The following is a 12959-nucleotide window of genomic DNA, read 5'->3' as shown; positions in this document are numbered from 1 at the left end:
AATTAGAGTGCTAAAAATATCTTTAAAAGTTAAACACCCAATATTTAATATCTTAACTAATATTATCGTAAATGATACTAAAAAGATATCGTACAGTAATATTTATGTGTTACATTAAAAATACTGATGTAATTCTTGCACGTTCAGGTATCATTCAGTGTAAAGAAGCATTAGAGTCTTATAGTATAAAAACATAAATGAAATATTAAATTAAAAACTTGTTAAGTATGTGAGACTTTCAATATAATTAACAACAAAACTATATAAAGGAAGTGAATTGAAGTGAATGAAGAATTTTTTCAAAGACTTAAAGAGGAATTTAATATAGATTTAAATATGCAACAAAGGATGGCTGTAATACATACAGAAGGTCCTAGTCTTATTCTAGCAGTTCCGGGCGGAGGAAAAACTACTGCGTTATTAAGTAGAACAGCAAACTTGATTTTAAATAATGGTATAGATCCAGAAAACATACTTTCTGTTACTTTCAGTAGATCGTCAGCAAAAGACATGGAAGATAGATTTAATAAGATATTTGCTAATGTTATAAAAAGTGATATTCATTTTTCTACTATTCATAGTTTTGCCAATAAAGTTGTTCAAGAGTATAATAAATTATATCATTTGGATTATATTATTATCGAGGCACAGGATAACAATAAAAATAGAGGAATAGAACCTCCAATTACAAAAATCAAATTATTGAAACAAATCTATTTTAATTATAATGAAGAACATATAAATGATGAAAAACTTGAAGAATTATCTAATAAAATAGGTTTTGCTAAAAATATGATGCTGAAAAAAACTGAATTTAGTAATTATAAGTGGGAGATAGATAACTTCGAAAAAATATATGAAGATTATGAAAGAATCAAGAGAGAGAATGGATACGTAGACTATGATGATATGCTTTCAGAATGTCTAAGAATATTCAAGGAAGAGCCTTTAATTCTGAATAAATACAGAGCGAGATATCAATATATTCAGGTGGACGAGGCTCAAGATACATCAAAGGTACAGCATGAGTTAATAAAAATACTAGGTGAGCCTTGTAACAATATATTTTATGTTGCTGATGATGATCAATCTATATATGGATTTAGAGCAGCATTTCCAGAGTTTTTACTTAATATTGATAAGATTTATCCTAATACAAAAATATTTCGTATGGAGCAAAATTATCGTTCTACAAATAATATTGTTTCTGTATGTGGAGATTTTATTAAGACAAACAAAGAAAGATATGAAAAAAATATATTTACGGAAAATGAAGATGGAGAATTGGTAAACGTAATTGAATTAAAAGATGTAGAGCAACAACTTAATCACATAGTATCTACTTTAAAAAAAGAAAAAGACTTATCAAGGGTTGCAATACTTTATAGAAATAATATGTCATCAATAGGGTTAGCCGAGAAGTTATATAGTGAAGGAATACCTTTTTATATGAAAGGGTTTAATAAATACTTTTTTAAGCACTGGCTAGTTGAGGATATTATATCTTTCATGAAGTTAGCAGAAGATAATAATGATATAGATTCTTTTCAGAGGATTTATGGAAAAATGGAAGGTTACTATATTTCTCATAAAATGATTAATGATATAAAAAAAGATAAAAGTAATAAATCAATATTTGAAAAATTGATAGATCTTCCATATCTTGAAGATTATCAAAAGGATAATATGATAAGATTAAAATGGAATTTTAATATTTTGTCAAGAAAGAAAACAGAACAGGCTATAGAATTTATTGAATATGATCTAAAGTATAATACCCAATTGAAAAAAAGTGCAGACGAATATGGATATTCTATAGAAAACTTAAAATCCATTATAGCAAATCTTAGATTGATTTCTAAAAGTTCGCCTACAGTAGCAGATTTTATTCAAAAATTAAAAGATTTAGAACAGCACATGGAAAATTCGGTATTTAACAAAAATAAAAATGCAATAACATTAACAACGATACATTCAAGCAAAGGCCTTGAGTGGAAAGAGGTTTATATGATAGATCTTATTGATGGACTGTTCCCTACCTTTTCAAGTTTGGAACTTGCAGAAAAAGGGGTTAAAAAATATATAGAAGAAGAAAGACGGCTATTTTATGTAGGAATGACTAGGGCTAAAGAAAAGTTGACTTTATATAAAATTGAAACTAAGAATAATGAAAAAGTAGAGCCATCTCAATTTTTAAAAGAAATGGATGCAATTCTTCACCCTGATAAGCCAAGTAATATTATTGGAAGCATGTTAAAGAATAAGGATAATGGAAGAAGTCAGCAGATTAGAGCAGACTCAAATCATTCTAAGATTTCTAAAAGTACTAATACTTCAATAGGTAATAGTAGTAAACAGAATGTTGAAAGGATTGGGGTTAATACAGTTATAGAACATAAATCTTTTGGGAAAGGTGTAGTTCAATTTTATGACGGATATATAGTGAAAATTAAGTTTGACGATCATAATACTGCGAAGACAATGGTTTTACAGCCTTGCTTAGATAGAAAACTTATTAAAATAATTTAAAAGAACAGAGATAATCTCTGTTCTTCTATTTTATTGAAAGCATTTTTATGTCTTTGATATACACTACCTTGCTTTTAACTAAGTTTTTCTATTAGATCATCAACCTCTTTAAGTGATAATTTATCCATGTACTTATTACAAGGTTTATAGTATGAACAATTTTTATGATGAATATTACTACTCATTAACGATAAATCAAAATAAATATGACAACAGTCTAAAAGATTTTGGATTTCTAAACTTTCTTGTCTCTCTTTAGTTAATTCTTTTAAGAAATCCTCTTTTTCCTTTTTGCATATATTTAGATCTTTCATATGTTCAATAAAATCATTTTCATTATTTTTATTAAATACACATTTATTACAATTGCTATCTGTATCTCCATACCAATGGGATTGCATTGTGCTATTTGTGTGTTTTTCAAGATCTCTTTTTAATGCCTCCAAATGATGATTTATAATTACCTTTATTCCACCTCCACAAATTTCACTCCATGTTCCCTCGTTTTTTATATCTAGTTTAATAAGTAAATTCATTAATAATCCCTTCTTTCTTCTTTAATTAAAACTCTTTTTAGTTTTTATATTATATATATCTTAATAATTTAAAATCAATATTAAATTGATTTATCAAAAAATAAAACAGGCATAGTGAAAAAATTTAACTATACCTGTTAGTAACTTTTTATTTTTGATTAGTAGCCTTGATAAGTGCTTCGCCAACTAATGCTTTTAACTGATCATCGGACATTTTATTTAAATTTTTTATAATATTAGATTTGCCCGGTAAGAACTTGAATTTTTTATTTGTCATAATTTCTTTTATAATTACAGATCTGTCTATAGAATCAATGACCTCATCTTGTGGTAGATTTAATTCTCTTGCATCTTCAACTACTTTAATTTTATTTTCTTTCATAAAGATTCCTCCCTACAGTGCTTTTTATGAAAGTATTATATATGTATATATATAAGAATCAAATTTTAGATATATATTTTATTATAAAATAAAGTATTTACCCATACTTTCAATATATAAGAGGGAGCAAATGAGAGATTTATTATAAAATACATAAAGTTACATCAAAAGATATTTAACTTGATTCATAAATAGACTCTAGTTATAATGTGAAAAATTGAATTGTTGACTTATGAATAAGGAGGAATATATATGGCTAAGTTTTGTCCAATTATTAATAGTAGAGTAGTTTATTTGGAGTGTAAAGAATGTGAAGAAAGAAATTGTGAAAATCAGGATGTTGAATTAACTGTTGAAAAAATAATGAGACCAAAGAATAAAATAGAGGAGATATCTATGATTGATAATGAAAAAAGAAGTGATAAGTTTATACCTATGAATAGAGAACAGTTTAATTTATGCACTGCTTTTGCTTTGAGAAATGGTGATAGAAAAGTATGTTATTGTAAAATAGAGGATGATATATATTATGGAGGAATGGCTAATACATTCAAAGAAGCCCTTGAATGGTGTAAAACTTTCTATGAAGAAAATCCTGATTGTGATTTAAAGATCGTCAACTATTCAGGATCGGTAAGTATATGGGATAAGCATTCTATTTTATATGAACTAGGTATAATTACAATAAAGAAGATTGTTCCAAGTATTTAGATGAACTGAATTTAAAAATTAATTTATATACAAGAAAAAGATGACCTAATATTAGGTCATCTTTGTTATTCTTTAATGTAATTTAACTTCATGGTAGTTTTTTCCATGGCATCTCCATCTTTAGGGCTAGTTACAAATACTTCTAGGATTATAGATTGAGACTCGATATCTAGTTTTATATCTTTTGCAAATATTCCTGTGTCTGGTGCAGCCGTTGTTGCTTGAATGGCTCCCTTTGTAATAACCTCACCATTCTCTTTAGTAATTTTATATTCAACTGAACCTTCCCATACTGAAGCATAACCTAAGACTTTTACAGTTCCTTTTTGATCTATCTCTCTTGCAGGATAGATAAGTTTAATACTCTTACCTTCCTCTATCATTTTTTCAAAAACTACTGGAACCTCTACATAGTTTTCATCACTAGAATATATTCTTACCTTACCTTTTTTAGTTTGTGGAGTATCAAAGAAATATAGGTATTTATTAAAGTGATTCCAACTATCATGACTTTCTGTAATTTCAATTACTTTATCCTCTTTATTAAGGACATTATTATTATCATCTAAAACATCAACATTCAAAGAATTGAGAGAAGTTAATCCTTTAATTTGGATTTTATTATCTATTTTAATCATTTCAAATGGCGTTTCTAACAGAATGTCTTTGTTCTCTGATAATATTACTACCTTATTTTTATTCTCTTGCTCGTTGATTTCAGGTGTGTCAACTTGATTTAGGTTGGGGTAGGATTTTGCACATCCTACTAATCCGACAACTAAAACAATTAATAATAGCAATAAACTATTTTTTTTCATAACTAATCCTCCTATAAATTTGTTTTCAAATAAATTATTTCAAATTATATATAGATAAGTCAAGGTTTTTAACTATATATTTTCATTTTCAATATAACACACATGAAAATATTTCTAATTTATTTAAAAAATATTAAATTAGACTTGACAAGTGCAATAGTAATTAATATAATGTTATTAACAAATAGTTAATAACTTAGGGTTAATAATATAAAATTATAAAAGAGGTGGCCATTATGAATAATGAAATCAGAAATGCAAATGGATTAACAGAACAGGAATTTATAGATACATATGACGCAGGTAAATACAACGATAATAAACCTTCAGTAACATCGGATGTTTTAATTTTTACTGTACAAAGCCAAGATAACGCAAAAGATTTCAATAACTTAAACGACAAAAAATTAAAAATCTTGATGGTGCAAAGAGGAGATTTTCCAGATATTAATAAATGGGCTTTACCGGGAGGATTTATTGAAAAAGGAGAGACATCATTACAAGCAGCAGAAAGAGAACTTCAAGAAGAAACTGGTATAGAAGAAGTTTATTTAGAACAACTATACACATGGGATAATATTGGAAGGGATATAAGAGATAGAGTTATTTCTATTTCTCATATAGCACTCGTGGACAGTACAGAATTAGAAATAAAGGCGGGTAGTGATGCTAAAGATGCAAGATGGTTTGGAGTAGATAAGAAGATCACAAGGATAGATAAACAGATTACTGAAAATGGATACATTAAACACAAATATATAGATCTTTGTCTTATTAATGAAGATATAAAAATTAAAGGAGAAGTAAGAGAAACAATTACAGTTAAAGGTAGGGCAAGAAAAGTTAAATTAGAAGTTTTAAATAAAAAAAACAGTCAAATTGCTTTTGACCATGCAATGATGATTTACTATGGGTTGCAAAGATTAAAAAACAAAGTCGAATACACTGATATAGCATTTAACCTATTACCGGAATTGTTTACTATCGCAGAGGCCCATAAAATCTTTGAACTGACAACTGGTATAGAATATACAAATCAAAACTTTAGAAAAAGATTTGATCATATGATGATAGAAACCAATGAAACATCAAAAAAATATAGTCCTAGACCTGCTAAGTTATACAAATTAAATATCAATTGGGATGATGAAGAATAAAGGGGGAATGGTTTATGAGTATAAATAGAAATGAAGTTCTGACTAAAGGAATTAAGGCACTAGAGGGAATGATAGATGTAGTTAATGTAGCACCTGCATTGGATATAGCACAATTAAATCCAGAAGAAACTGTTTTATCAATTGTGGATATGGTTAAAGGATTTACAACAGAAGGTATTCTAAGTAGTCCTAGAGCAAAAGAACTTATAGATCCAATTAAAAGACTACTTGAGAAATCTAAAAGCAGAGGGTTTACAGTTGTTGCTTTTTTAGATAGTCATACTAAGGAGTCTATGGAACTTAAATTTAGGCCAGAACATTGTTTGCAAGGGACAGAAGAAAGCGAATTAGTAGACGAAATGAAAAATCTTGGGATAGATTTAGTTTTTCCTAAAAACTCGACTAATGGATTTATTACAGATGAATATCTAAATTGGATTAAAACTTCAGGTTCTAAGTTTAAGAATTTTATAATAGTAGGTGTTTGTAGCGATATTTGTATCTCTCAATATGCACTAACTAAGAAATCATATTTTAATGAAAGAGATATGAATAGTAGAGTAATTGTACCAATGAATTATACAGATACTTATGATTTAGGAGTACACAATGCAGATTTAATGAATTTATTTAGTTTTTATCAACTTATAGATAATGGAATAGAAGTCGTTAAGACTATAGAATAAAGGGGGCGTTCATTATGACAAAATTCAACAATCAAAGAATAGCAAAGGAAGTTTTTCAAATAGATCCAAGGATTAAATCAGGATGGTTTTCTGATGAATACTTAAATAATACAGCAAAAATATTAACTGTTCTAGCACAAGAAGGTTATAAGTTTGGTGACAATAAAAGTGATTTGATTGATGTAAATACAAAAAAAGTAGAAAATGGAAACATTATAGTAGAAATGCAGTTTTTCACAAGAAGAAAACCATTAAGTATTATAGTAGGTGTAGATGAAGCGTTAGCCATTTTAGAAGAAGAAACAGGGTATTATGATGAAAAAGGAAATTTTGTAAATACGTATCATGAGTTAGATGTAGAGGCTGTTCATGATGGAAATATTGTAAGATATAACGGAGATCCATTAAATGTTCAGCCTATGCTGAAAATTAGAGGTAGATATAGAGATTTTGCACATCTTGAAACAGTATTGTTAGGTGTATTATCGGAACCAACAAGAATTGCAACTAATGTATTTAATACGCTAGTTGCTGCTAACGGAAAAGATGTATTATTTTTCCCGGCCAGATTCGCACATTATAAAATGCAAGGTATACATGGATATGCACACAAAATTGCGATTGAGGTATATAACGAAATGTATGGTCAAAAATTACCTGCTTTTGTATCCACTCATGAACAAGGTTCTTGGTGGGGAGGAAAAGGCGGAGGAACTGTATCTCATGCAACTATTGCCTCTTTCTTAGGAAATACTCCTGAAACCATGATGCAGTTTGCTAGGGTAATGCCAGTTGAGATTCCAAGAACTGCACTTATAGATTTTCATAACGATTGCATTGGAGAAACATTAGCAATAATGGAGAAGATGTTTAATAAATATTGGGAATTATATCAGGCAAAGGAATATGACGAGGCTGAAAAATACAAACTGTATGGAGTTAGACCTGACACAAGTGGTAATATGATTGACAAGTGTATTGATGAACCATATTCTGATGATGATTTTGGAGTAAATCCTAAATTAATTTGGAGATTAAGAAAAGCAATCAACAACGCATATAAGGATTGGACAAGTCAGTTTAACTGTACAGATCTTATGTCTAATAAAAAAGAAATTGCCAAACAATGGTGTGAAGATATAAAAATAGCAGTAACAGGTGGCTTTAGTGTTGAAAAAATTGAAAGGTTTGAAAAGTTACAAGTACCAGTTGATATTTATGGAGTAGGCTCAAGCCTTCTAAGTAACGATAAAAAAACTAACAATGATTTTACTGCTGATGTAGTAAGAATTCAGATTAATGGAGAATGGCATAAGTTGTCTAAAGTAGGACGTAGGCCATGTGATAATTCAGAATTAGTAAAAATTCAATAAAAATATGTTATGTTAAAAATGATCAAATATTACAGGGGATTTTCCCCTGTAATATAATTTGAAGGAGTGATTTTATGAAGAAATTAATTGTAGTATTCGGTGGTGCATTTAGTCCGATAACCAATGGACATTTATCTCTTGCCACAGAAATTATTAATGAACATAAGGTTGAAAAAATTTTATTCTTACCAGTAAGTGATATATATTCAAAGAAAGATCTTATTTCTGCTGATAATAGAGTATCTATGCTAAAGGAAGTGTCTAAATCAAACAGTAAATTCGAGGTATCAGAGGTAGAAACAAGTTCAAAAAAACTTTTAAACACTATTGATTCATTAAGAATAATTCAAGAACAATATCCTAAAAACAAAATTGCATTTGCTATGGGGACGGATAATTTATCATACCTTCATACTTGGGAAGGATATGATGATTTAGCAAAGAACTTTTTGTTTATGATAATTGAAAGAAATGGTGAGTCAATGGATAGAATTATAAACTCTAATCCACTTTTGAAAAAATATGAAAATAGTTTTATAAAACTAAAAGAAAAAATTAGGAATGATATTAGTTCTACTAAAGTTAGAGATTTATTAAAAGAGGGAAAATCTGTAAGATATTTAGTTCCTGATGAAGTATACCATTACATCCAGAATAATAATTTATATACTCTCCGCAATTGGGATAAAGAAATCGAAAAGATCGTTTCTTGGATTAAAGAAGTTATTAATACAGCAGGGGCCAAGGGTATTATACTTGGGCTTAGTGGAGGTTTAGATAGTGCAGTTGTTGCAGCATTATCTAAAAAGGCAACGGATAATGTATTAGGACTTATAATGCCTTGTAGTAACGGATTAAAAGATGAATTGGATGCTTGCAAGGTTTCAGAAAGTTTTAACATAGATACAAGAGTCGTAGATCTTAAACTGTCTTGGGAAAAAACGTTAGAAACAATCAAACAAAGTACAGAAGTCGAACTTTCTAGTATGGCTATTTCTAATATTAAACCGAGACTTAGAATGACAACCTTATATACTATTGGCCAATCATTAGGATATTTAGTAGCAGGAACAAGTAATAAATCAGAAATAACTATGGGATATTTTACAAAATGGGGAGATGGAGCATCTGACTTTAATCCTCTTGCTAATTATACTAAAACCGAAATATTTGAAATGGCAAGATACTTAGATATTCCTGAAGATATTATCAATAAGCCTCCAAGTGCTAATCTGTGGGAAGGTCAAACAGATGAAGATGAAATGGGGATTACTTATAAGGAACTTGATGAATACTTAATGAATGGAACTGGAACTGAAAAAATCATACAAAAAATCGAAAGCACTTACAACAAGACCTCTCATAAAAGATATATGCCTAAGATTATGAAATAAAGAAAAGATACCTAACTATAGGTGTCTTTTTTAAGAAGGGTTCCCAAAATAGTGTGTTGATAATGATATTACTAAGCATGGAACAATTTAACCAAAAACAAAATATCGTGCAGATTTAGTGTTGAATATAAGTTATCATATAGATAGTTACGATTAAATATTAGTAAGGAAAGAAGGAATTACAGTGGCAAATACAATAATAAATAGATTATTAATAAAAGGTGAAAAAGGTGAAGTAAGTCAATTCTATAACTTTATCAAGAAAGATACAGAAGAAGAAACCTTTGGTATTGGAGTTGTTGATTTTAATAAAATAGAGCCAATGCCTAATGAAATAATGGCTTTAGAATTAGAAAACGGTTGTGCAGAAGACAGATATTTTGAATGGACTAATAAATACTGGGGAAGCAAAGGCAATGCTTGTGGTATTTCAAATAGAGTAAATACAAAAAATGATATATGGTTTAAAACATCAGGGGGAAATTCTAAAAAGATAGTTGAAAAACTATCAGAAATGTTTCCCAACATAGAAATAGAATACTCCTTCTATGACGATTTTGATTTAGGAAGTAATGTCGGAAAATGTATTTTTAGAAATGCAACTTTATTGAATGAAACTAAATTAGATAATAAAAGTAAAGAAGCATTTGAATTCATACTAACACTTGAAGCGTGTACTCCTGATATAAAAGGATTAATATATAATTTTGAAATTGATAATTACGAATATATGGAATAATTATTTTGGTTTTGGGTGGAGAAGATTACGGAGCAGATATGTCCACCATATTACAAAAATTAGAAGACGGGAAATTATAGCCCCATCCACGCACTTGTTTTGATACCCTTTAAGAAGAAGTTGAAATAAGACAAATGTTGAATTCATAGATGATAATATTGAAAATTTCATTAAATTCAGAGAAAATTATGGGATGAATCTAATAAGAGTTTAGATCAGTATTTGAAATAAAGAGGAGGGTTTTGACCTTCCTCTATTTTTTATAATATAATTTAAAAAATCTTGATAAACCTCTTAAAATTTCATTATTATGAGTTATGTTAAACATAAGGAGGTATGTATATGGAATTTAATAAGGTTATTTATATAAATAGTGAAGAAGTATTTTTACTACATGAAAAATTAAAAGAAATAAAAATGAGTTTTATAAATCAACATTTGGATTTTAATTATAGAGAATTTCCTAACGAGATAAATGCTGCAATATTAAGGAACGAAATAGAGACATATCCTTTAATGGCTGAAAAAAAGATGATTGTGTTAAAGGAAATTAAGGAAGATGACGAAATGGTTAAACTATTTCAAGATATTCCCGATTTTTGTTCAATCATTATTGTGGCTACACTTGATAAGCGAAAGAAATTATTCAAAAGTATCAAGAAAATAGGAGAAGTAATAGAATTAAAACCCTATAATGAATCTCAAATGGTTAATTGGATAGTTAAAAAGGCTGAAGAATCTGGTATTAAGATATCTAAAAAATGTGCGAGTAAAATAATTAGCCTGTGCGGGCTTGACGATATGTACAATATCTATACAGAAATTATTAAACTTTCTAATATGAATCAAGAAATAACTGAAGAATTGATTGAAAAGGTAGTGACTAAATCTATAGAGTATGATTCATTTCAAATTGTAAATGCAATTAGTAATAAGGATAAAGCAAATGCCTATCAACTTATTCATAACTTCTGTCAAAGAAATGAATACTTTCCTTTGATTGTAAGTCTTATTAATAGAAATTTTGCTATTCTTAAAATGATGAAAACGATGAAAGATAACGAAATTAAGGATGCAGCAGGAATACATCCTTATTCTTTAAAAGTTTTAAAGCCATATGTTAAACAATTTAATGAGGAAAATTTAGATTTTTATATAAATGTATGTTCAGAAATTGATTTTGACATGAAAAATGGAATTGATCATAGGATAGCACTTGAAAAATTAATAGGAGTGATCGAGTAATGAAATTAATTGGACAGGATAAAATAATAGATAGTTTAGATTTCAAAGGACCATATGCGATTATTGGACCAAAGGGAAGTGGTAAAACCACACTAGCAAAGGAAATTGCTTTAAAGGTTGTTTGCGAACATGGTTTAGGATGTAGAGATTGTAAAAAGTGTAGTACCTTTATAAGCGAAAATTATCCAGACTTCCATTATCTATCGGGTGGAAAAATTGATGAGGTTAAAGAACTTGTCAGAAAATTAAATATAAAACCTTTTTACAAAAGGCATGTTGTTATTTTTGATAATTTTGATGAAATGACATTTGCTGCACAAAATTCGCTCCTTACAATAATTGAGGAGTCAACACAAGATATATTATTTATTTTAGTAGGTTCAAAGGTTAGTAAAATATTAAGAACAATTCTCTCAAGATGCTACAAACTTTCACCAACTCTATTAGGTGAAGATGTAATAAAAAAACAACTTAAAGAGAAATATCCTGAAGAAGATATAAAGTTGTTAGATTTTGCTGTATCCTATAGTTTTGGCAGTCTTGGGGTTGCATTTGATATTATTGAAAGAAAAGAGTTCTACATCATGTTAAGGGAAGATGTCCTAAATATAAAGAAGAAAAATTTCTTTGAAATGGCAAGTCGTTATGCTAAAGATTATAAGGGTGATACAAATGAGATATTTAATTTTTATGAAAAGTTTATAAGATATTTAATGATAAAAAATATAGAAAATAATGTAAGTAATATTAGATTATATAATTCATTAAAGCAATTATTAGAGTATAAGGAACAAATGGATAATAACATCAATAAGACTATGCTGTTTCAAAACATCATTATATCATTGCAAAAGGCTATATAACAGAAGTGATATTTATGGAATATATTCATTAGTAGAGAGCAGTAAAAAATGTTTTGAGAATATAGAAGAATTAAAGAAAGAAATTCAGAATACTATCATAAAAGTTTCTGATATGGTTTATATGGACGCTTTATTGAATATCATAATAATTGATAAAATAGAAAGAGAATTGACTTATAAAATATATTCTCATGATATAGATGGAGAGAAAGTCTATGATACAGTAGACGAAATCTTGCAAGGTTTTGATATAAAAACAGAACTAAATGAATCTATTTATATTACTGTTGATAATAAAATTATAACAATATGTAAATATATAATTTAAAACCCCTAGATAGGGGTTTTAAATTTAGACTAGTTACTTAATTTAATCGATTCCTGAGCCTTTTTATTTATTTGAATAGTTGTGTTCGCATTTGAATTTGAGACGTAAATTGCTGTAATAGACGAAATTGCTAAAAGTAATACAAGAGCAAATACTTCTACACTACCTTTTCTCCATAGTTTTTTAGTTTTTCTCATA

The 12959-nt window shown here is 28.2% G+C and carries 14 protein-coding genes; 10 read left to right on the top strand and 4 right to left on the bottom strand.

What is annotated here, in order from left to right; translation table 11 throughout:
* The first annotated feature begins 282 nt into the window (after window positions 1–282).
* A complete protein-coding gene (locus tag HYG84_RS18740) occupies window positions 283–2529 on the top strand; it encodes an ATP-dependent helicase (protein WP_249168779.1) in 2247 nt (748 codons plus the stop codon).
* A 74-nt stretch (window positions 2530–2603) separates the two neighbouring features.
* Here HYG84_RS18740 and HYG84_RS18735 read toward each other — a convergent pair whose 3' ends face one another.
* Both HYG84_RS18735 and HYG84_RS18730 read right to left on the bottom strand, forming a co-directional pair.
* Window positions 2604–3065 (bottom strand): hypothetical protein, encoded by a 462-nt coding sequence (locus HYG84_RS18735; protein WP_212383212.1) that lies wholly within the window; start codon window positions 3063–3065, stop codon window positions 2604–2606.
* A gap of 148 nt (window positions 3066–3213) precedes the next feature.
* The gene (locus HYG84_RS18730; RefSeq protein ID WP_212383210.1) at window positions 3214–3447 is read right to left on the bottom strand and encodes a hypothetical protein; all 234 of its coding nucleotides are present in this window, start codon (window positions 3445–3447) and stop codon (window positions 3214–3216) included.
* 252 nt (window positions 3448–3699) lie between these two features.
* Here HYG84_RS18730 and HYG84_RS18725 point away from each other — a divergent pair, with 252 nt between their 5' ends.
* Window positions 3700–4158 carry a hypothetical protein gene (locus HYG84_RS18725; RefSeq protein WP_212383208.1) on the top strand — a complete coding sequence of 153 codons (459 nt, stop codon included), beginning with the start codon at window positions 3700–3702 and terminating at the stop codon, window positions 4156–4158.
* A 65-nt stretch (window positions 4159–4223) separates the two neighbouring features.
* On the opposite strand, the gene HYG84_RS18720 is transcribed toward HYG84_RS18725, so the two are convergent.
* On the bottom strand, window positions 4224–4976 hold the full coding sequence (locus HYG84_RS18720; RefSeq protein ID WP_212383206.1) for a Gmad2 immunoglobulin-like domain-containing protein: 753 nt from the start codon (window positions 4974–4976) through the stop codon (window positions 4224–4226).
* A gap of 236 nt (window positions 4977–5212) precedes the next feature.
* Here HYG84_RS18720 and HYG84_RS18715 point away from each other — a divergent pair, with 236 nt between their 5' ends.
* From HYG84_RS18715 to HYG84_RS18675, 8 genes are all read left to right on the top strand, one after another.
* Window positions 5213–6133 (top strand): NUDIX hydrolase, encoded by a 921-nt coding sequence (locus HYG84_RS18715; protein ID WP_212383204.1) that lies wholly within the window; start codon window positions 5213–5215, stop codon window positions 6131–6133.
* Window positions 6134–6147: 14 nt separating this feature from the next.
* Window positions 6148–6819: a cysteine hydrolase family protein gene (locus tag HYG84_RS18710; protein ID WP_212383202.1), complete on the top strand. Its 672-nt coding sequence runs from the start codon at window positions 6148–6150 to the stop codon at window positions 6817–6819.
* Between the two features lie 14 nt (window positions 6820–6833).
* Complete coding sequence (locus tag HYG84_RS18705; protein ID WP_212383199.1) at window positions 6834–8192, top strand: nicotinate phosphoribosyltransferase; 1359 nt, start codon at window positions 6834–6836, stop codon at window positions 8190–8192.
* 74 nt (window positions 8193–8266) lie between these two features.
* Window positions 8267–9586, top strand: a complete 1320-nt coding sequence (gene nadE, locus HYG84_RS20480) for an NAD(+) synthase (protein ID WP_249168778.1) — start codon at window positions 8267–8269, stop codon at window positions 9584–9586.
* 184 nt (window positions 9587–9770) lie between these two features.
* Complete coding sequence (locus HYG84_RS18690) at window positions 9771–10325, top strand: hypothetical protein (protein WP_212383196.1); 555 nt, start codon at window positions 9771–9773, stop codon at window positions 10323–10325.
* A gap of 342 nt (window positions 10326–10667) precedes the next feature.
* Window positions 10668–11570, top strand: a complete 903-nt coding sequence (gene holA / locus HYG84_RS18685; RefSeq protein WP_212383193.1) for a DNA polymerase III subunit delta — start codon at window positions 10668–10670, stop codon at window positions 11568–11570.
* Entirely contained in the window at window positions 11570–12433 is an 864-nt protein-coding gene (locus tag HYG84_RS18680) for an AAA family ATPase (protein WP_212383190.1), read from the top strand. Before holA ends, HYG84_RS18680 begins: the two co-directional genes overlap by 1 nt.
* Window positions 12434–12554: 121 nt before the next feature.
* Window positions 12555–12761, top strand: a complete 207-nt coding sequence (locus HYG84_RS18675) for a hypothetical protein (protein ID WP_212383187.1) — start codon at window positions 12555–12557, stop codon at window positions 12759–12761.
* Between the two features lie 29 nt (window positions 12762–12790).
* On the opposite strand, the gene HYG84_RS18670 is transcribed toward HYG84_RS18675, so the two are convergent.
* A complete protein-coding gene (locus HYG84_RS18670; RefSeq protein ID WP_212383184.1) occupies window positions 12791–12958 on the bottom strand; it encodes a hypothetical protein in 168 nt (55 codons plus the stop codon).
* Window position 12959: the final 1 nt, after the last annotated feature.

Origin of the sequence: Alkaliphilus sp. B6464 (genome assembly GCF_018141165.1) — a bacterium.
In the GTDB taxonomy this organism is placed as follows: domain Bacteria; phylum Bacillota; class Clostridia; order Peptostreptococcales; family Natronincolaceae; genus Alkaliphilus_B.
The sequence above is the reverse complement of the archived record's forward strand: the minus strand, read 5'-3'. Positions and strand labels throughout refer to the sequence as shown.